Raw genomic sequence first — 18,759 nt, 5'->3', positions numbered from 1 at the left:
ACCCTAATGTGACGGATTTTGCACTTGGCTCGTATCGGATATGCCCGCGTCAGCACCACGGACCAGGATCTGGATATCCAGATTGGCCGCCTCAAGAATGCAGGTTGCGAAATTATCCGTTCCGAGACCGGATCGGGGGCCTCGCGGAGCGGGCGCACGGAACTGGAAACGATCATGCAGTTTATGCACACCGGCGACGAGCTGGTCGTGCTGCGGCTCGACCGGCTCGGCCGCTCCACGCGCGATGTCCTGAACCTGGTGCATGAGCTTGATGAAAAGGGAGCTTCGCTGCGCATCCTTGAGCCAGAGGTGACGACGGCGGGCGACATGGGGCGAATGGTCATCACCATACTCGGCATGGTCGCCGATATGGAGCTGAAGTTCATCAAGGATCGTCAGCGCGCCGGGATCGAAGCGGCGCGCGCCGAAGGCGTTTACAAAGGCCGGAAGAAGAACGTCGATGACGATGAAATCCGCCGTCGCCTTGCCGCCGGCGCCAGCAAGGCCCGCGTTGCCCGCGACCTGAAGGTCTCACGAATGACCGTCTATCGGGCGCTCGACATTATTCCGTCACAGACCAAACTGCCGGAAAAGCCGCCCACTGCCAGCATCGCCCTGCATCTGATTATCGAGAACTTCAACAAGCGTGGAAGAGGTAGAAAACCCGCTCGGGAGCGGATTGAGGCGATGCTGGAACGCGACTACGCCATGGTAAAAAACGGCAATTGTGATTACAAACTGACCGTCGCCTATGACCCCGATCCGGATGGCATTTCCCTTGATGAGGAAATCCAAAGCCTCCTCTCCGAGATGTTCAACATCGCAGAGAGCTACAATTGCTCCATGGAAGCCGATATCTACGAGGTCGGTGGTCAGCAACGGTCCTGGTAGAATCAATCAAGCGTTCAGTGTTCGTTCTTCAACCTGGCCAAAATCGCAGCTTCGGGCCGACTGGGCCTTCAAGAAGCGCAAGAAGCTGCACTTTTCCAAGATCGGCCTCGGTTTCCTCGCCGCTGTCTTCATACTTGATCCACGCCACGCCATCGCGCGAGGGCCGCTTATTCAGGATCAGACGGGCAGGGCGCTTGTTATGAGAAACCTGCACAATGGCCTTTTTCAGCTTTAGCGGGTCTTCCTCCTTCGGTTCCTTCTCCTCTCCGGCCCCGGCGTCGTCACTAGCGCCGCCGTTGCCCTCGTCGTCGCCCGATTCCTCCTCGGCCTCGCCGCTCAAGCCGGACTCAAGGAACTCCTTCAAGAGCCGCACCGATCCGCGCGTAATCTCCTGATCGGCATCGGCCAGCCAGCGCGCAACGCCCTCGCTATGCTTCTTGTGGAGGCCCACAAGGTCATAGATCAACGTCACGTCCTTGCAACGCCCGCTCTGGAACGCCTTGGCGATCGGCTCCGGCAAATCGAGCAATGCCGCGTGCTGGGTGACAAAGGCCGGGGATTTCCCGATGGCCTTGGCAATCTCGCCCTTCTTTTTCCCGTTGGCCAGCTCGCGGCCGATGTAGTCGGCAATCTCGCGGGCCGTGAGAGCGTCCCGCTGCAAATTCTCAATGACCTGATCGGCCTCGGTATAATCGGGGTCGATGAAGCCCGGAATTGTCACTTTCTCGGCCAACAGGGACGCGCGATAGCGGCGCGCGCCGTGGTTGATGAGATAGCGCCCCTCCACCTTGGGATTGGGCCGAACGGAAATAGGCGTCTTCACGCCGCGCTCCCTGATCGTCTCGGCCATTTCCGCCAGCGAATTTTCGTCAAACTGCTTGCGGGGCTGGTTCGGGTCTTCGTCAATCAGCGCCAGCTCCAATTCGAGCGGAGCGCCAGAACCGCCCTCCGGGGCCGCAGGAGAGGCTAGGAGGCTCGAAAGGTCGCCCAACCCCTCCAACCCTAGCCCCGCGTTCTGCGCGGGCTTCTGCGCGGCTTTGGTGGACGATTTGCCCGGCTTCTTGTCCTCGGTGTTGTCGGCCATCGTCAAATCTCCATCTTTTCTTGAATGTGGCGGGCCATCGCTCGCATTTCCTGCGCCGCTTTCCGCGCCGAAGTCCGTTTGATCGACCAAACCGGCAAGCCCGACGCCAGCGCGTCCGCAACGCTGCTCCGGTTTCCGATCGGCGTCGGAATGACCAACTGGGGATAAGCACGGGTCAGCTCGTCAAGGTGCTGCCCGTGCCGGGGATTCCGGCCATCAACCTTGCTCGGTATCATGCCAAGGAATTGCAGCGCCGGGTTCGCGCGCCGGATATTGGCGATCGTCGTCACCATCTTCTCAATGCCCTGCAAACTGTAGGCTTCAAGCTCGATGGGCGAGGCCGCAAAGTCGGCCGATAGCAACGCCGCTGCCATTCGGACCCCAAGGGACGGGGGGGTATCTATCAGGCACACGTCAAAGCCTTCCGCCTCGATCACGGCCAGACTGCGCTTGAACGCGCCAGCAGCCGCACCGAGATCTAGTTTCTCAAGATCGGCCAACCGCGCGTCGGCGGAAAAGACAGCAATCCCCTCGGCGTTAGCCAGGTCGAATTGTGACACGGCATCGAAAAGGCCGCTCGCCAAGGCTCCGCTATCATATTCGCCAAGGGTGAAGCTGGCATTTCCTTGGGTGTCCAAGTCAATAACTGCGACCTTCAACCCCTGTTCTTTGAAGTAATAGGCAAGATGAACGGTCGTTGAAGTTTTACCAACGCCGCCTTTCTGGTTCGCTATGACAAGTGTTTTCATCGTTTGGCGTCCAATCTTTCCACCGCCTCGCGCTGCCATTGCCGCACAAGGAAGGCTTTATGTTTCGGTAAAATCGCCGTCACACGCTCGAAACCTTCGGGAACCTCGCTATGCGCGTTCCAAATCCGGTTGACCGCCAGACAAACGGCATTGCGGGACACGCCTTCGCGCTTCGCCACGGCCGATTGGGCCTCGCCGTCCACCAGAACGGCGCGCGCCATGTCGAGCGGACGCGCCGCGATATTGAGCCGTCCAGCAGCTTGCTCAAAGGCCGACGCGCTCAAGCGTTTATCCATTGCGCCTGCCGCGATTCTTCTCGCGGTATAGCTTCGGCTCATAGACGCCAAGGAAGATGTAGAGGGCGATATAGACCGCATAATAGGCGAGGAACTGCCAACCGGCATGAACATCCGGCGTGTTCCAATACCAGAGCATCCGGCAGAACTGCCAGAAGACGACAAGCGGGATGATGAAACGCGCGACGGTCCAGATCAGGACTCCGAACGTCCAGACGGCCGCAATGACGTAATCCACGCGGTTGCCCTCCCATGCGGGTGGAGGATTGGGAAGCCGCATGACCGCAAAACGTGCGGGCAGCGGGGGAATTTTCGCCTTCATCGGAATACTCCGGTTTCGACCTTGGCGGGTTGCCCGGTCACAACCGATATAATGACAGCATCCCGAACCGTGTCAAGCCCCCGTAAAGTCTGAACGGCAATAATTTTAGCCGCTAAAATCGTCGTTCTGGTGTTCCCAAATATTTCCCAAGCCCGCAGCCGCGCACAACAGCGCCCATGCCGAATAGGGAATCTGATCGTCGCCGCCCGTCCAGCGCCGAATAACGCGGGTATTGCTCAAGCCTAGAAACTTGGACGCGCTGCCCCCTGTCATGTCCGCTGCTTTGAGGACCGCCCTTACCTCATCCGGCGTCGGCTGCTGCCACCCCTGATCGGCGGGCAATAGGCAATCTGGCCGAACATCAATCATGCGCGCGTCTGTTCCTTCGCTGGCGTTGCTCCTCATGGCGGCCGAATGAGGAATATGCCCGATAGGCAGGGAAGGGAAGGGGGGCACGCTGCCCCCCTGTGGCGCTAGTCGAGCGCGGCACCGATCGGCCCCGCTTCCGAATGTTGGGCGGCATAGGCAGATGCCCACGCATAGAGCTGGGCAAATTGATCCTCGCCGTATTTTTCGTGCATATGCCCCAGCATGAACAGGGTGGCTATAAGGCCCGCCGCGTCGGCCGAAACGTCGCCAGAGAAGCCGTTGCCGTCCCATTCCAGACGATATTGGGGCTGATCGCCGGGGGCCATGTAGAACCCGCCGTTCGATAGGGTGTAGAAATGCCAATATGCGCCCGTGTAGTCGGCGGATAGCTTGGACATATAGCCATAGGTGACGGCCTCGACCTCGATCATGCGCGCCAGCCCGAACAGCCGGGGCAGGCACATAATCCGGTCTTCTTCGCCAACCAGCACGGCGGCAATTCTCTCTCTGTTGCTCATCGGACTTCTCCGGTTTCGACCTTGGCACCATAGCCCGGCCATATCCGATATATTGGAAGTTTCCCGGTTGCTGTCAAGTTACGCTCGCCCGCCATGAAAATCTTTTAGCCGCTAAAATGGCCTCCATCGCAAGGCATATTTGGTCGCTGCCCCGCAGTTTTACAGAGTGCCGCTATCCGCGCCCCGAATGGACACGCATGTCAGCTCCCCAAATCGGAGCCTTACCCCCTTTTTGGTGTTCAAACAGTCTCAATTAAGCGTTGCGCGACTAGCGCAACTCCGCATCACCTTAGATAAATAAACTCAAGGGGAGGTTCAGAACCATTATGAGACTCACGGCTAGGCAACAACGCCATCACGGGCGCAAATGCCGTTCCATAGGCTGATTAGGGCCTCCGCTGTGGCCTTGCATGTCGTCGTCTCCCGTATGTAATCGGCCTTGCTCAACCGGGAGAGCATCCAAGCCTCATCTTCAAGCCGGTCCTGTAGGCGCTGGGCCTCGTCGTCGGGCACCGGGGCAGGGCGCTTGCGCCGGTCGAGCAATTCGAGAAGCATCCTCGGCAATTCCACCCGATAGGCATTGGAGGTCTGCTCTGATCGCGCCCCGTCCTCTGTGACGGTGTGGACGTAGCGCCGCAGGCGCGCCAGCAAGCCGATGCTGGTAAGGGCGTTCAAGGCCCTTGCGACGGTGGCCCTAGAGACGGTCGCCCATTCGGCTATCATTTCATAGCTGGGCACCACGTTGCCCCTGAAACGCTCCTCCATCCGCAACAGGGCTTGATACACCCGGATCGTGGAATTGGTGATGCTCATGCAATAGTGCTCGAACTGCGTTATCTCGCGCGGCTCGCGCCGCAGCTCCGCGCGCAGGGCGCGGCCCTTTTCAAACGCCAGATTGATCGCACGCCAGCATCCCTTGCGCGTCTTGGTGTCTCGCGCCGCGAGGAAGCCCTTTTCTACGTCGCTCCCGGCTTCCTTGCTGCCGCCGCGCACGCGGGCCTTGGTGATGTGCTTCCCGCCCCGGCTACGGTCGCCATAGGCTCGGCCGAAAAGCTGCTGGGTCAGCTCCCCGATCGCCAGCGGCCCTTTTCTTCTGGTGTCACTCATCGTCGTCCCTCCTTTGCGAAGGGCCGGGAGACAGGCAAAAAAATCCCGTTGCGCGAATCAAGCGCCCTTGAACCGAAGTCCGAAAACCGCTAAGTGGGAAATTGTCTGTAGGTTCAGTGTTGGCGCACTGTCCCACTAAGCGGTTTTGAGGGTGCCCGGCTTCGAGCCGGGCATTTTCTTATCCACTCACGGCCAGAAACTCCTGTTGCAGAAACATATCGTCCCCGATCCGCTCTAGGATCGCGTTGATTGCAGCCTCGCGGGACGTGAATCCCTTGCTGGCTTTCACCCTCTCCACGATCTCGACGGCTTTAGGGGACAAGGCCAAACTCATGCGCTTAAAGCCCTGCTCGCTCTGTGCCTTGGCGCGTTTGCGCTGGGACAGCGTGGAGGGTTTGAGTTGCGTATGATTCGCCATAATGCCCCGGCTTAAAGGACATTAAAGGTTCTGGCAATTCAGTGCTGAAAAAATATGCTGGCGACTGAAAGACATATATAGAAAAGCGGTCTGCGTTTACGTCGAAGTCCGCAGTTCAAGAGCATCAACGAGTGGCTTCTTGGGCCTACCAACTGAAAGAATCGAAGCTATAGCCTTACATTATCGAGCTACGCGCTACAGCCGTAATTTTCAAAATTGGTCGCCGCGATCTGATCGGCAATTAGCATCTTGGGGCCTGCGCTCGATCCTGCGAGCATTTACGGAATGGACGCCAAAGAGAATTACGCGGAAGCCTGATCTTGTCTCTCGCGCGTCACTTTCTTCTTTCAATCCGTTCGCTGCCACCCGTTATGCGCGCTCGCGCGCTCGGCCCGGCTCGTCCAAAAATGATGCTATAAACAATCATATTCGGCGTCATACCGCTTCCTTTCTCGCGCGCTCCGGCATATCCTCCGCAGCTACCCGGAATTTTAGCGGCTAAAACCAACCCCCTTGCGGAAGAAAGAAACCGAACCTGTGTATCGGAAGGTTCTCGCGATTAACATTAACCGCTTCTTGGCCTTAAGACGGCTCAAGAAAAAAGACCTCGCGGAGAACGCGGGGCTGTCTGTGTCCTTCGTATCTGACGTTACAGCCGGTAAGGGAAACCCGTCGCTCGAAACAATCGCCGCCATCGCAAATGCTCTGGAAGTCCCGCTTGTCGCGCTACTGGAACCGCCGCCTATCGGCACCGATGGCTGGGACGCCAGCCTAGCCGATACCTTATCAAAAGAAGATAAAAAGCTGGGGCTTCCTCCCGGTTATAAGCGCGTTTCCGCTATCGTCACGGATCATCAAGCGTTTCAGATAGCACAATGGCACAAGGCTGCCCACGCTAAGTTGCGTCGGTCCTGACAATCCCCCCAATCTGAACCTAATTCTTTGCAATCGTTCTGGTTGCCTCCATGAAAATTCCGGTATATCCCTTGCGTCCATTTTGTTTTGGCAGGGACGGTGCTTCATGGAGGCCAAGGGGGAACCCGCTCAAGATACGGTAAAAGAGCGTGCGAAGGAGATGCTTCGCCGCTCCATGCAACCGCTTATGTTGGATGCGCTTGCCGACCCCAAAACCGTTGAGCTGATCCTGAACGCCGATGGCAAGCTATGGCTGGAACGCCTTGGCGAACGCATGATCTGCATCGGTAAGGTCGCCCCAAGCCGGGCCGAGGCGATCATCAAGGCGGTCGCTGGCTATCATAACAAGGAAGTGACGCGGGCCTCCCCGGTTCTGGAAGGCGAGTTTCCTATAGATGGCTCGCGCTTCGCCGGACAGATGCCCCCGGTCGTGCCCGCGCCGACCTTCGCCATCCGAAAACGCGCCGTGGCGATCTTTACCCTCGAACAATATGTGGAGGGCGGGATTATGACGGCGGAGCAATGCAGCCTCATCCATGAGGCTATCCGCGCGCACCGCAACATTCTGGTGATTGGCGGCACCGGCAGCGGCAAAACAACGCTAGTGAATGCCATTATCAACGGGATGGTGGACGCGGACCCGACCGAACGGCTCGTAATCATTGAAGATACCGGCGAGATTCAATGCGCCGCTGAAAACTACGTCCAGTTCCACACGTCCCCGCAAATCACCATGACGGCGCTGCTCAAAACCACGCTGCGGATGCGGCCCGATCGTATCCTAGTGGGCGAGGTGCGCGGCCCGGAAGCCCTCGACCTGCTCATGGCGTGGAACACCGGCCACGAGGGCGGAGCGGCCACGCTGCACGCCAACAACGCCGAAGCGGGCCTTAGCAGGCTCCAAATGCTCATCAGTATGCACCCCGATTCACCACGGCCGATTGAGCCGCTGATTGGTGATGCGGTGCATTTGATCGTCCACATCGCGCGCACGCCAGAGGGTCGCCGCATTGAAAGCCTGCTGGAAGTCGGGGGCTTCGTGGATGGGAAATACATTTTGCGCAAACTGTGAAGGAGCATGACATATGACGTTGTTTTGGAATGACGCCGCCGCCCGCCGTAAGGCGCTCATATGGGGTATGCTGGGGCTGGCGCTCGTCATGCTCCTGCTCTGGCCTCACGCGGCTTGGGCCTCGGATACCACGGGCGGCCTGCCTTACGAATCCTATCTGACCAAGGTGCGCCAGTCGATGACCGGCACCGTCGGTTATACCTTCGCCCTCGTCGGCATCGTCGTTGCCGGTGGTGTCCTGATCTTCGGCGGCGATCTCAACGGCTTTGTGCGAACGCTGTTGCTGATCGTCCTCGTCGCCTCGATGCTCGTCGGCGCTAACTCGGTCCTGTCCTCCATCACGGGCGGCGGTGCGGTGATTACCGGCACCGCTTCGCCCGCGCTGGCAGGCTAAAGGGGAGGGCCGGTCAACATGGCTCTGCGATCAGTGCCTATTCGCCGCTCTGGCGTCCGCAACAATCTGTTTTTGGGTGGGGACCGCGAGCTGGTCATGCTCACGGGCCTAGCGTCGATGGCGCTGATCGTTCCGGCCATCAATTCCTTGAAGGCGTGGGCCGCTGGCCTGCTGATCTGGTTTGCAGGCGTGTGGGCCTGTCGTCTCATGGCGAAATCGGACCCGCTGATGCGGTTCGTTTACATGCGGCACCGCACCTATCGCCCCTACTACCCGGCCCACTCCACGCCCTTCCGCAAGAACGGCCGCCTGCAATTCCGCCGCTACCGGCAACCGGGGAAGAAAAAATGATCCAGACAATCGCTGTCGTCATAGCGATCTTCGGGGCGGCCCTGCTCGCGGTCCTCGCCTTTGCGTCCTTCGCCAACGCGGCCGAACGCAAGCTGGCCCGGTATCGCTCCAAGGATGAAGGGCTTGCCGATCTGCTCAACTATGGGGCGATGGTCGATGATGGCGTAATCGTCGGCAAGAACGGCTCGTTCATGGCCGCGTGGATTTATGAGGGCGACGATAACGCCAGCTCCACCGACCGCCAGCGCGATATGGTCAGCTTTCGGATCAACCAAGCTCTCGCCGGGCTGGGCAATGGCTGGATGATCCACGTTGACGCGCCGCGCCGCCCTGCTGCCGCCTACTCGGCTGCGGGTCTGTCGCATTTTCCTGACCCGGTGACGGACGCCATAGATCAGGAAAGGCGCGAATTATTCCAGTCCCTCGGCACCATGTATGAGGGCTATTTCGTCATTACCGCGACCTATTTCCCTCCGGTCATAGCGGAGCAAAAGTTTGTCGAGCTGATGTTTGACGACGATCGGGAGCGGCCGAACAACAAGCAACGCACGGCCGACCTGGTTGAACGCTTCAAGCGCGAAATCACCACATTTGAAAGCCGTCTGTCCTCGGCCGTGAAGCTGACCCGCCTTCGCGCTCACAAGGTCGAAAATGAGGACGGCTCGACCGTGACGCACGACGACTTTTTGCGGTGGCTGCAATTCTGCGTCACCGGCAAAAATCAGCCGGTCGTGCTGCCCTCGAACCCGATGTATCTCGATTCCATCATCGGCGGTGTCGAAATGTGGACGGGCGTAATCCCGCGCATCGGCAACAAGTTCGTCCAGACGGTAGCGATCGAAGGTTTCCCGATGGAATCGACGCCGGGCATCCTCTCGGCGCTGGGCGAGCTGCCGATTGAATATCGCTGGTCCACGCGGTTCATATTTATGGACCTCCATGAAGCTGTGAAACACCTTGAGGATTTCCGCAAAAAGTGGCGGCAAAAGGTTCGCGGCTTCTTCGATCAGGTTTTCCAGACCAACAGCGGCAAGATAGATCAGGACGCCCTTTCGATGGTGGCCGATGCCGATAATGCGCTGGAGGAAGTCAACTCCGGCCTTATCGCACAAGGATACTATACCGGCGTCGTCGTCCTGACGGACGAAAGCCGCGATAAGGTAGAACAGGCCGCGCGCCAGCTTGAAAAGGCTATCAACGCACTCGGTTTCGCGGCCCGTATCGAGACGGTGAACAACCTAGAGGCGTTCTTGGGCACGCTGCCGGGGCATGGCGTCGAAAACGTCCGCCGCCCGATCATCAACACCATGAACCTAGCCGACCTGATGCCGACCAGCTCGATATGGACCGGCCTCGATCATGCGCCGTGCCCGATGTATCCGCCCAGCTCGCCCCCGCTCATGTCTGGCGTCACCAACGGCTCCACGCCGTTCCGGCTCAATCTCCACGTCCGCGACGTGGGGCATAGCTTCATCTTCGGCCCCACGGGCGCAGGCAAGTCAACGCTGCTCGGCCTGCTCGCCGCCCAGCTCCGCCGCTATCCCGGCATGTCCATTTTCGCGTTCGACAAGGGCCTGTCGCTCTACCCGCTGGCGAAGGCGGTGGGCGGGGCGCATTTCACTGTCGCCGGGGATGACGAAAAGCTCGCCTTCTGCCCGCTCCAATTCCTCGAAACCAAGTCCGATCGCGCATGGGCAATGGATTGGATCGACACAATCCTAGCCCTCAACGGCGTGGCGACCACGCCCGCGCAACGCAACGAAATCGGCAACGCCATCGTCAACATGCACGCCAGCGGGGGCAAAACCCTCTCTGAATTTGTGGTCACGATTCAGGATGAAACGGTGCGCGAGGCGATCCGCACCTACACGGTGGACGGCTCTATGGGCCATCTTCTCGATGCGGAACATGACGGCCTGAGCCTGTCGGAATTTACCGTGTTTGAAGTCGAGGAGCTGATGAACCTCGGTGAAAAATACGCGCTGCCGGTCCTCCTCTATCTTTTCCGGCGTATCGAGCGATCTTTGAAGGGCCAGCCTGCCGCGATCATCCTTGATGAAGCATGGATTATGCTGGGGCATCCCGCCTTCCGGGCCAAAATCCGCGAATGGCTCCGGGTGCTGCGCAAGTCCAACTGCCTTGTTCTCATGGCAACGCAAAGCCTGTCTGACGCCGCAAATTCGGGCATCCTTGACGTTATCGTGGAGTCCACCGCGACCAAGATTTTCCTGCCGAACGTCTATGCGCGCGATGACGATACCGCCCAACTCTACAGACGCATGGGCCTCAATACACGCCAGATTGAAATCTTGGCGACGGCCATCCCCAAGCGCCAATATTACTATCTCTCGGAACAGGGGCGGCGGCTCTTTGAGCTGGCGCTAGGCCCCGTGGCCCTGTCCTTCGTCGGCGCGACCGACAAGGAATCCATCGCCACCATTAAGGCCCTTGAAGCGGCCTATGGCCCGGCATGGGTCAACGAGTGGCTGGCCATCCGTGGCGTCGAATCCACCATCAATATCGGCCGCGCGGCGGCGGCCCCCTATACCTCGGAGAAGCTGCATGAGTCTGTTTGACAAGCTGCGGGGGCGGCGAGCTGCGGAAAGCGCCCCGGTTGATCCCAACCCCTACCTGAACGCGCGGCGGCAATGGAATGAGCATGTGGGCGGCATCGCTGCCTCGCGGCGCTTGTGGCAGACTATGGCAATCCTTTCGATGCTGATCGTCCTCGCCGCTGTCGGCGGCATCATAGCGATTGGCAGTCAGTCGAAATTCATCCCTTACGTGGTCCGCGTGGACTCGCTGGGGGACGCGATAGCGACCCAGCGGGCCGATGTGGCTTCGCCGGTCGATGCGCGCGTGGTGCAAGCGCAAGTCGGCTCCTTCATCCAGTCGGCCCGCATGGTGACGGCTGACGTTGAACTCCAAAAGCAAGCCATTTTCCGGGTCTATGGGATGCTCGCGCCGAACGATCCGGCGTTGGCAAAGATGACCGACTATCTCAACGGCAATCCCGACAATACGCCTTTCGCCCGCGCGGCGCGGGAAACCGTGTCGGTCGAAATCGCCTCGGTAATTCAGCAAACCAAGACCTCTTGGCAGGTCGATTGGACCGAGACGGAGCGCGATCGGCAAGGCCAGCCTATCCAGCCTCCGGCGAAAATGCGCGCGCTCGTCACGATCCGCGTTGCGCCGCCCAGCTCGGCCACCACGGAGGAACAAATTAAGCAAAACCCCTTGGGCGTGTTCGTCCAAGATTTCTCTTGGTCGCGCACACTCTGATGGGAGGGACAATCAACATGAAGAAGATCGCCTATTTCGCCGCCGCCCTCGCGGCGCTGCCTTCGATCGCGTCCGCGCAGGACGGCCCGCCGCTTCCCGACGACATGCCGCCCGCGAACGCGCCCATGCCTGCCGGGGGAGGGGCGCAAGTAGATCCCAATGCCTATATCAGCCCGCGCAATCCGAACCTGACGCGCACCCAGCGCGAGGGTCTGTCGATCGCGCGGCGCTGGCAGGCGGAAAGCGCCGAAGGCATCAAGCCGGTGCCGGGCACCGAAGGCGCGGTATTGTTCGCCTTCGGCACCTCCGAACCCTCCGTGGTCTGTGCTGTGCTGCAAATCTGCGATGTGCAGTTGCAGCCGGGCGAGAACATCAATTCGGTCAACGTGGGCGATAGCGCCCGCTGGCTGATCGAACCGGCCGTTTCCAATTCCGGGCCGAACGAAACCCAGCATCTTATCATCAAGCCGCTCGATGCGAACTTGAATACAACGCTGATCGTGACGACCGATCGCCGCACCTACCATATCCGGTTGGTGTCGCACCGGACGCAATTCATGTCGCGGGTGGCGTTCACCTATCCCGATGAAGCGCAAGCCAAATGGGCCGCTTTCCGCGCTCGATCGGACACGGCGCGCGCCGAAAACACGATGGCGGTGCCCGATGGCGCGCGCGGGACGGGCAGGGGAGGGAGCGAATATCTCTCCAATCTCGATTTCCACTATAGCGTTGACGGCCGCGCACGCTGGAAGCCCGTCCGGGTTTACAATGATGGCGTCAAAACCATCATCGAAATGCCGCACGCGATGGAGCAGACGGAAGCGCCATCGCTGCTGATCGTCCGGGCCGGGGGCAGCGTCTCCAAGGCGGCTGATACCTCCATCGTCAATTACCGGCTCCAAGATGGCCGCTACATTGTCGATCAGATTTTTGACCAAGCGGTCCTCATCTCCGGTGTCGGCAAGCGCCAAGAGCGCGTCACCATCACAAGGGGGGGCTGATCGTGCGCGGTGCGATTTTTGTATCAGTGGCTTTCCTGCTTACGAGCTGCGCGGGCGTTTCGCACCGGGACAGCTTCGCCGTTCCGGCTCCTCCCGATCAGGCCCAAGCCCTCGTTGACGATTCCGTGGCGGAGCTGGTGAAACTCTACCCGCCTGCGATTAGCCGGGTGCTGATCCCGACTACCGGGGGCGGGGCCTATGGTGACGGCTTGCGCTCCTCGATGCGCCAAGCAGGCTATGCGGTGATTGAGGCGGGCAAGGGCGTGAAGCCCGATCCTGCGGCCACGCCGTTGCGCTATTACGTCGATCAGCCAATTGCCGATTCCTACCGCGTGACGCTGCGGGTCGGCGCGCAAACTTTCTCCCGCATCTATGGCGTGGATGAAAAGGGTATCTACCCGTCTGCCGGGTGGGCGCTCGATCTGACCGGCGCAACGCCGGAGCTGATCGAACGGGCGAACCGGCCCGTAGCGCCTGCCGCACCTCCTCCCGTTCCGTCGCCCGTCGCCAGCACGCAACCCGGCTTCGGCGGCAATGGAACAGAGGCCGGAACGTGGTCTGTCAGCCTGACGGGCTTCTCCTCCGAAAGCGCAGCACGCGCCTATTGGCGCGCGACGGCGCGCCTTCGCCCTTCGTGGGCGAGCGTGACGCCGCGCTTTGTCCAAAACGGACGCTCTCACGGCATCCAATTCGGACAGTTTCAATCCAGCGCGACGGCGCGCGCCAAGTGCAAGGGCATCCGTGCCGCGCGCTGTGGCGTCGTCAAGGCCGGGTAAGGGGGTAAGTTTATGTCTGATGCTGATAGCATGTCGCCGGAAGCCTCGCCGGGCGGTGCAGCGGACGGGAATAGCGGACGCTTGGTGACAGGTGTTCGCAGGGTCAATAATGCGCCGCTGCTGATCGTCCTTGGCATCGTGGCGCTGTTCATCGCCATCGTAGTGTCGATTATGATTGATCGCTCCTCGGACAATGCGGCGACCAAGGTTCAACCGGCTGTCGGGCAAAGCTCGGCCGATGTTGCGAACAAGGTTGCGGGGACAGCGCCAAGCGGCGCTGCGGAAGTTATGGCGAACGCCCCCCCGCTGCCGCCCGCCGATGGTATTCCGGTCGCGCCGGTTGATCCCAACGCGCCGCCAACCGTCACCGCCTCGCCAGCGCAACCTAACGCCCCCACGGCGGCCGATCTGCGCCGCGCACGCATGGAAGCCATACGCGAAGCACGCCTTGCCCAATTCGGTAGCGCCGTGCGCTCTCCTACCGCCCTGAAATGGCAGGACGGCCGCAATGGGGCATCCTCTGGCGCTGGCGGCATGAGTGGCGGCGCTGATCCGGCAAGCCAGCTCGTCGCCCTCCAACAGCAAATGGCCGCTGCGATGGCGCAGGGCCGCCAGCCCTCGGCCTCCGACATTGCCACCCTTACGGCCCTGTCAAACCAAGTGGCCGGGGGAGGGGCCGGAGCCGCGCCGGGAGCGTCCAATGCCCGTCCGCCTGCCAACTATGGCCAGTTCGCCAACAATGCGGGTGGCAATCGCTGGGCCTCGAACAGCCAAGTGGAAGCGCCCTCGCGCTACCAGCTCCGCGCGGGCTTCGTCATTCCCGGCACGCTGATCTCCGGCATCAACTCGCAAATACCGGGGCAGATTGTGGCGCAAGTTTCCCAAAACGTGTTCGATACCGCCACGGGCCGCTATCTCCTGATCCCGCAAGGCTCGCGCCTTGTCGGCGCGTATGATTCCAACCCGGTCTTTGGGCAGACGCGCGCGCTCATCGCGTGGCAACGGATCATCTTTCCTGACGGCAAGGCGATCGACCTTGGCGCTATGCCGGGGTCGGACAGCGCGGGCTATGCCGGGTTCCATGACCAAGTGAACGCGCATTGGTTCCGTATCTTCGGCTCCGCGCTGCTCATGTCGGGTGTGACCGCTGGCGTAACCCTTAGTCAGCCGCAAACCGGCCTGAACGCCAATGGCACTATGTCCGCCAGCCAAGCCCTTAGCCAAGCTCTCGGCCAGCAGCTCGGACAGACCACGGCGATGATGATTGAGCGCAATCTGAACATATCGCCCACGCTGATTATCCGTCCCGGCTTCCGCTTCAATGTGGTTGTCGTGAAAGACCTCACGTTTTCAAAGCCTTACCGCTCATTCGATTATTGACGCCAGATGAAAGGGAGCAAGCAAAATGAAGTCTCGATTTTTAGCCGCTAAAATTTCTTTGGCGATCACCCTCGCGCTGGCGGCTCCGTCCGCCAATGCGCAAATCTCGGTCATCGACGTTGCGAACGTCCGCCAGACAACCGTTTCCGCGCTGCAAAATGTCGCCACGGTGGCGAAGCAAATCCAGCAGTATCAGACGCAGCTACAGCAATACCAAAATATGATTCAGAACACGGTCGGCGCGCCGGTCCAGCTCTGGCAGCAGGCTACGCAAACGATCGACAGCCTGCAAAGTCAGGTCAATCAAATTAGCTCGTTCGCGCGCCAAGCTGGTGACGTGAACACCTATATGAACCAATTCAAAAATCCGTCTTACTATCAGACCAACGCTTGCACCTCCGGGAATTGCTCGGCCGCGCAAAGGACAGCGGCTTTGTCTGCCGCGCGTGCCCGCACGACTAGCCAGATGGCCGCAAATGCCGACGCTATGAACGGCATCAACAGCGCCATGACGACGCTCGCGTCTGACGGCCAGCGCCTCGACCAATTGCAAGCCAACGCCACGGGTGCCAGCGGTCAAATGCAAGCTCTGTCCTATGCCAACCAATTCGCGGCGCAACAGGCCAGTGAGTTGCAGAAGATTCGCGGCGTGCTGCTCGCGCAAAGCGCCGCGCTGACGGCCCAATCGCAATATCAGCTCGATCGGGATGCTGCGGCAATGGAAACCGGGACGGCGAAAATGGGCACCAAGCCAACCCCGGTAGGAACCTACCAGAATTAAGGAGCAACTATGTCTCGAACTCTAATCATTAGTCTGGTCGCCATTGCGCTGATCGTCGTCGCGGTGGTCGTCGTAGTCAAAAATGAAAAGCCTGCCCCCGTCACCGTGGAAACTCCGCCAAATGTGACGATTGAGGCCCCCTCCAACAAAATGAAGACCAAGCCAACGCCGATCGGCAATTACCAGAATTAAGGACCGCACTATGAAGGCTCTAGCTCGCCTGCATCTGTCCGCCTTGGGGTTGGCGCTCACGTTCGCCGCGACCCCTGCCTATGCGCAATCGCAAGGTATGCTCGATAATGTTCTGAACAGATATAAGGGCATGGCGGCGGCGTGGGCGAGCGTCTTCACAACGCACGCGACAATTCTGTTCGGCGCTCTGGCCGCGATCAGTCTCATATGGACTTTCGGGCAAATGGCGCTGCGCCGCGCCGATCTTGGCGAATTTGCCTCCGAGACAATCCGTTTCGCTGTCTTCTGCGGTGTCTTTTGGTGGCTCCTCATCAACGGCCCGGCGATCGGCATTGCAATCATTGAAGGCTTGCGCTCGCTGGGTGCCCAAGCATCGGGCCTTCCTAATAACCTCGCCCCATCGGGGATTGTCGATATTGGATTCGACATTTTCCGCCAAACCAATGAAGAATTTTCGATAACCTCGCCGTTCCAATCTACGATTCAGGTTCTCATCGCGCTTGGCGTCCTGATCGTCTTGGCGCTCGTCGGCGTGAATATGCTGCTCCTCTTGGCGTCCGGCTATATCCTTGCTTATGGCGGGGTTATCTTCTTGGGCTTCGGCGGTTCCCGTTGGACCTCCGACATTGCGCTGAACTATTTCAAAACGGTGGTCGCGGTCGGCGCGTCTCTGATGACGATGGTTCTCATCGTCGGCGTCGGGAAGACGTTCCTTGACCAATATTATGCGCAAACGGGTGCGGGGGCGACCGTTCAAGACTTGGGCACCATGCTTGTCTTCGCGGTCGTGCTTCTGGCGCTCGTAAACAAGGTTCCCGCAATGGTCGGGGGCGTTATAAGTGGCGGCTCGATCCACGCGGCGGGCGGTATCGGAGCCTTTGGGGCAGGGGCCGCGCTGGGTGCTGCCGGGATGGCCGCTGGGGCGGCGGCCACGGGTGGAGCTATGATCGCTGCTGGCGCGATGAACGCTGCGGGTGGAGCCAGCGCGATCAAGGCCGCCTTCGCTGCCGCTGGTGGGAGCGGTGGTGAAGGCGGCCAAACCGGCATGGGAGGCGGGCAACCGCTTTCGTCGGCGGGCGACATGCCGGGAGGCGGCGATAACGGCGGCGGCGGTGGCGGTGGGGGCGGCGGCACGCCCCTTAGCGTCGCTATGGGCGGCGATGGCGGTTCCCCCCCGGCCAATGACAACAGCGGCCTTCAAGGCGGCTCGGAAGCCGCCAGCGCGGGCGGCGGCACGGCTACTAGCGCCGCTGCGGGTAGCGAGGCGGCCGATCGTGAAGACGGCAACGGCGGCGGCGCTGCCGGTGGCTCGCCTGCGGGGGAGGGGGAGGCCAGCTCCGCCAGCTCGCAAGGTGAAGGCACGCCCGAAAGTGGCGACACTGGCGGCACGCAACGCACCGGCCTTAGCCGTGCGGCGAAAACCGCAAGCATCCTCGGCGGCGCTGCCGCTGGTATGGCGGTGGGCGCTTTGAAAGAGCGGGTGGGAAATACGGTGGGCGGCCGACTGGCGGCCAATATCCGCGCGTCGGCCGCCTCGGCATCGTCGGGAAGTGAAACGCTCGCTCCCGCGACCGGCGCGGGCAGTCCCGCCAGCTCGTCCGATTCATCGCCACCCCCCACGGCGCAATTCGCGGGCGATACCATTTCGGCCGCCCGTGATGCGGGCGACATGGAGACGCCAGAGGATGAAGTTGCGGCCTTCGTCCAGAGAAGGGGGGACAGCTAATCATGGCCGCTGATCTGCCTCCGGTTGTCATAGAAGAACGGGTGCAATGCTCGATCGCGGCGGCGCTGCGCTATAACATTCCGGCGAACGTCATGCTGGCGGTCGCGGAACAAGAGAACGGTCGGCCCGGCGCGCGCGTCCAGAACACCAATAACACCGCCGATCTTGGCTCGATGCAGCTCAATTCCAGCTATATTCAATCGCTGGCACGCTACGGTATCCGGCCCGAATATGTGCTTGCGGCGGGGTGCTATCCCTACAACCTCGCTGCATGGCGTATCAGAAACCATATCCGGGATGACAAGGGCGACCTGTGGACGCGGGTTGCCAATTATCATTCCCGAACGCCGGTCCATAATGCCCGCTATCGGGCGCTGATTATGGCGAAAGGTGCGCGCTGGGAGGCGTGGCTTTCCTCGCGCTATAATACCTACAGCGTGAACGGCATCCCGGTAAGCGGCGGCGCTCCTGCTGCGCGATCGGCCTCGATCCCGCTCACGATCACGGCGGCCGACGCGACGGGCGGGGGCCAGCTCGCGGCGCAACCGGCGATCGTCCAGCCCCAAGGCAGCGCCGACGCCTCGGCGGGCTATGTCGCCTCGATCTTGGCCGCTGCGTTCAATGCTCGCATAACCGATACGTGGCGGGCGCTGGAAGCCAATTACGGGGCCGCCAACAGCTTTCACAAATATGGGCAGGCGGTCGATTTCGTGCCGCGTGCCGGGCTGCACACGATCACGCGCGAGCAAATCCGCGCCGTGATGGCGCAACATGGTATTCGCGTGGCGGAGCTGCTGGGGCCGGGGGACCGGGGCCATGCCGATCATTGGCATCTGGCGTTCTATACCGGCGATCAGACTCGGCCGCTCGATCGCGCTCAAATTGTCGTCGCCAGAGCGGAACGCGGGGTAGGGGGTCTAACCTCGGCGGCCGTGCAGCCGATGGCCAGCTATGAGGCTGCGCCAGCTCCACAAGCCCGCATCATGGCGGCTCGGCCGAACGCCGCGCCTATTTCCGTTGCGGTCAATTTCCGGCGCGACATGCTGCATCCTTCGCCTACCGATCCCACGGCGGACCCGCGATTTATTCCGCGCACAATCACCGCCAGCAATTGAAGCGACGGCGCGCTAGGCGC

General features: G+C 60.7%; 22 protein-coding genes. 14 read left to right on the top strand and 8 right to left on the bottom strand.

The features are described from left to right. Positions 1–24: 24 nt before the first annotated feature. Complete coding sequence (locus tag CVO77_RS20175) at positions 25–891, top strand: recombinase family protein (protein WP_006953933.1); 867 nt, start codon at positions 25–27, stop codon at positions 889–891. 28 nt (positions 892–919) lie between these two features. On the opposite strand, the gene CVO77_RS20170 is transcribed toward CVO77_RS20175, so the two are convergent. The 8 genes from CVO77_RS20170 to CVO77_RS20135 form a co-directional block, all read right to left on the bottom strand. Beyond that, positions 920–1,975, bottom strand: a complete 1,056-nt coding sequence (locus CVO77_RS20170) for a ParB/RepB/Spo0J family partition protein (protein ID WP_106000987.1) — start codon at positions 1,973–1,975, stop codon at positions 920–922. A gap of 2 nt (positions 1,976–1,977) precedes the next feature. After that, a complete protein-coding gene (locus CVO77_RS20165; protein WP_006954197.1) occupies positions 1,978–2,724 on the bottom strand; it encodes a ParA family protein in 747 nt (248 codons plus the stop codon). Further along, positions 2,721–3,020: a TrfB-related DNA-binding protein gene (locus tag CVO77_RS20160; RefSeq protein WP_019053944.1), complete on the bottom strand. Its 300-nt coding sequence runs from the start codon at positions 3,018–3,020 to the stop codon at positions 2,721–2,723. The genes CVO77_RS20165 and CVO77_RS20160 overlap by 4 nt, the downstream gene beginning before the upstream one ends. Then, entirely contained in the window at positions 3,013–3,258 is a 246-nt protein-coding gene (gene kleE / locus CVO77_RS20155) for a KleE stable inheritance protein (RefSeq protein ID WP_238320177.1), read from the bottom strand. The genes CVO77_RS20160 and kleE overlap by 8 nt, the downstream gene beginning before the upstream one ends. A gap of 189 nt (positions 3,259–3,447) precedes the next feature. Then, entirely contained in the window at positions 3,448–3,711 is a 264-nt protein-coding gene (locus CVO77_RS20150; protein WP_006954203.1) for a hypothetical protein, read from the bottom strand. A gap of 104 nt (positions 3,712–3,815) precedes the next feature. Next, the gene (locus tag CVO77_RS20145) at positions 3,816–4,229 is read right to left on the bottom strand and encodes an antirestriction protein (protein WP_006954205.1); all 414 of its coding nucleotides are present in this window, start codon (positions 4,227–4,229) and stop codon (positions 3,816–3,818) included. A 339-nt stretch (positions 4,230–4,568) separates the two neighbouring features. After that, positions 4,569–5,336 (bottom strand): GntR family transcriptional regulator, encoded by a 768-nt coding sequence (locus CVO77_RS20140; protein WP_006954207.1) that lies wholly within the window; start codon positions 5,334–5,336, stop codon positions 4,569–4,571. 178 nt (positions 5,337–5,514) lie between these two features. Beyond that, a complete protein-coding gene (locus CVO77_RS20135) occupies positions 5,515–5,754 on the bottom strand; it encodes a hypothetical protein (protein ID WP_019053948.1) in 240 nt (79 codons plus the stop codon). Between the two features lie 513 nt (positions 5,755–6,267). On the opposite strand from CVO77_RS20135, the gene CVO77_RS20130 reads away from it, so the two are divergent. The 13 genes from CVO77_RS20130 to CVO77_RS20070 all read left to right on the top strand — a co-directional run bounded on the left by CVO77_RS20130 (position 6,268) and on the right by CVO77_RS20070 (position 18,739). Next, complete coding sequence (locus CVO77_RS20130) at positions 6,268–6,669, top strand: helix-turn-helix domain-containing protein (protein WP_019053950.1); 402 nt, start codon at positions 6,268–6,270, stop codon at positions 6,667–6,669. Between the two features lie 106 nt (positions 6,670–6,775). Then, positions 6,776–7,741, top strand: a complete 966-nt coding sequence (trbB, locus tag CVO77_RS20125; RefSeq protein ID WP_026149853.1) for a P-type conjugative transfer ATPase TrbB — start codon at positions 6,776–6,778, stop codon at positions 7,739–7,741. Between the two features lie 13 nt (positions 7,742–7,754). Beyond that, a complete protein-coding gene (locus CVO77_RS20120) occupies positions 7,755–8,135 on the top strand; it encodes a TrbC/VirB2 family protein (RefSeq protein ID WP_006964400.1) in 381 nt (126 codons plus the stop codon). 18 nt (positions 8,136–8,153) lie between these two features. Then, the gene (locus tag CVO77_RS20115; RefSeq protein WP_026149854.1) at positions 8,154–8,486 is read left to right on the top strand and encodes a conjugal transfer protein TrbD; all 333 of its coding nucleotides are present in this window, start codon (positions 8,154–8,156) and stop codon (positions 8,484–8,486) included. Next, positions 8,483–11,062: a VirB4 family type IV secretion/conjugal transfer ATPase gene (locus CVO77_RS20110; RefSeq protein WP_006964396.1), complete on the top strand. Its 2,580-nt coding sequence runs from the start codon at positions 8,483–8,485 to the stop codon at positions 11,060–11,062. The genes CVO77_RS20115 and CVO77_RS20110 overlap by 4 nt, the downstream gene beginning before the upstream one ends. Continuing rightward, a complete protein-coding gene (locus CVO77_RS20105; protein WP_006964394.1) occupies positions 11,049–11,768 on the top strand; it encodes a VirB8/TrbF family protein in 720 nt (239 codons plus the stop codon). The genes CVO77_RS20110 and CVO77_RS20105 overlap by 14 nt, the downstream gene beginning before the upstream one ends. Before the next feature lie 17 nt (positions 11,769–11,785). Next, positions 11,786–12,769: a P-type conjugative transfer protein TrbG gene (gene trbG / locus CVO77_RS20100; RefSeq protein ID WP_006964392.1), complete on the top strand. Its 984-nt coding sequence runs from the start codon at positions 11,786–11,788 to the stop codon at positions 12,767–12,769. Between the two features lie 26 nt (positions 12,770–12,795). Beyond that, a complete protein-coding gene (locus tag CVO77_RS20095; protein WP_158011143.1) occupies positions 12,796–13,545 on the top strand; it encodes an SPOR domain-containing protein in 750 nt (249 codons plus the stop codon). Between the two features lie 12 nt (positions 13,546–13,557). Next, complete coding sequence (locus CVO77_RS20090) at positions 13,558–14,925, top strand: TrbI/VirB10 family protein (RefSeq protein WP_231382254.1); 1,368 nt, start codon at positions 13,558–13,560, stop codon at positions 14,923–14,925. Positions 14,926–14,950: 25 nt separating this feature from the next. Further along, on the top strand, positions 14,951–15,706 hold the full coding sequence (gene trbJ / locus CVO77_RS20085; protein WP_006964381.1) for a P-type conjugative transfer protein TrbJ: 756 nt from the start codon (positions 14,951–14,953) through the stop codon (positions 15,704–15,706). 9 nt (positions 15,707–15,715) lie between these two features. After that, complete coding sequence (locus CVO77_RS20080; RefSeq protein ID WP_006964379.1) at positions 15,716–15,898, top strand: hypothetical protein; 183 nt, start codon at positions 15,716–15,718, stop codon at positions 15,896–15,898. A 10-nt stretch (positions 15,899–15,908) separates the two neighbouring features. Then, positions 15,909–17,624: a P-type conjugative transfer protein TrbL gene (gene trbL / locus CVO77_RS20075; RefSeq protein WP_006964377.1), complete on the top strand. Its 1,716-nt coding sequence runs from the start codon at positions 15,909–15,911 to the stop codon at positions 17,622–17,624. A 2-nt stretch (positions 17,625–17,626) separates the two neighbouring features. Next, positions 17,627–18,739 carry a transglycosylase SLT domain-containing protein gene (locus CVO77_RS20070; protein WP_006964375.1) on the top strand — a complete coding sequence of 371 codons (1,113 nt, stop codon included), beginning with the start codon at positions 17,627–17,629 and terminating at the stop codon, positions 18,737–18,739. Positions 18,740–18,759: the final 20 nt, after the last annotated feature.

This window comes from Sphingopyxis lindanitolerans, from assembly GCF_002993885.1.
Classification (GTDB): domain Bacteria; phylum Pseudomonadota; class Alphaproteobacteria; order Sphingomonadales; family Sphingomonadaceae; genus Sphingopyxis; species Sphingopyxis lindanitolerans.
Note: the sequence above shows the minus strand (reverse complement) of the source record. Positions and strands in the feature narration are given on the sequence as shown.

Coding starts and splice junctions, on each gene's coding strand:
- CVO77_RS20170 (WP_106000987.1), bottom strand. CDS start 1,975: ATGGCCGACAACACCGAGGACAAGAAGCCGGGCAAATCGTCCACCAAA.
- CVO77_RS20165 (WP_006954197.1), bottom strand. CDS start 2,724: ATGAAAACACTTGTCATAGCGAACCAGAAAGGCGGCGTTGGTAAAACT.
- CVO77_RS20160 (WP_019053944.1), bottom strand. CDS start 3,020: ATGGATAAACGCTTGAGCGCGTCGGCCTTTGAGCAAGCTGCTGGACGG.
- CVO77_RS20150 (WP_006954203.1), bottom strand. CDS start 3,711: ATGATTGATGTTCGGCCAGATTGCCTATTGCCCGCCGATCAGGGGTGG.
- CVO77_RS20145 (WP_006954205.1), bottom strand. CDS start 4,229: ATGAGCAACAGAGAGAGAATTGCCGCCGTGCTGGTTGGCGAAGAAGAC.
- CVO77_RS20140 (WP_006954207.1), bottom strand. CDS start 5,336: ATGAGTGACACCAGAAGAAAAGGGCCGCTGGCGATCGGGGAGCTGACC.
- CVO77_RS20135 (WP_019053948.1), bottom strand. CDS start 5,754: ATGGCGAATCATACGCAACTCAAACCCTCCACGCTGTCCCAGCGCAAA.
- trbB (WP_026149853.1), top strand. CDS start 6,776: ATGGAGGCCAAGGGGGAACCCGCTCAAGATACGGTAAAAGAGCGTGCG.
- CVO77_RS20120 (WP_006964400.1), top strand. CDS start 7,755: ATGACGTTGTTTTGGAATGACGCCGCCGCCCGCCGTAAGGCGCTCATA.
- CVO77_RS20115 (WP_026149854.1), top strand. CDS start 8,154: ATGGCTCTGCGATCAGTGCCTATTCGCCGCTCTGGCGTCCGCAACAAT.
- CVO77_RS20110 (WP_006964396.1), top strand. CDS start 8,483: ATGATCCAGACAATCGCTGTCGTCATAGCGATCTTCGGGGCGGCCCTG.
- CVO77_RS20105 (WP_006964394.1), top strand. CDS start 11,049: ATGAGTCTGTTTGACAAGCTGCGGGGGCGGCGAGCTGCGGAAAGCGCC.
- trbG (WP_006964392.1), top strand. CDS start 11,786: ATGAAGAAGATCGCCTATTTCGCCGCCGCCCTCGCGGCGCTGCCTTCG.
- CVO77_RS20090 (WP_231382254.1), top strand. CDS start 13,558: ATGTCTGATGCTGATAGCATGTCGCCGGAAGCCTCGCCGGGCGGTGCA.
- trbJ (WP_006964381.1), top strand. CDS start 14,951: ATGAAGTCTCGATTTTTAGCCGCTAAAATTTCTTTGGCGATCACCCTC.
- CVO77_RS20080 (WP_006964379.1), top strand. CDS start 15,716: ATGTCTCGAACTCTAATCATTAGTCTGGTCGCCATTGCGCTGATCGTC.
- trbL (WP_006964377.1), top strand. CDS start 15,909: ATGAAGGCTCTAGCTCGCCTGCATCTGTCCGCCTTGGGGTTGGCGCTC.
- CVO77_RS20070 (WP_006964375.1), top strand. CDS start 17,627: ATGGCCGCTGATCTGCCTCCGGTTGTCATAGAAGAACGGGTGCAATGC.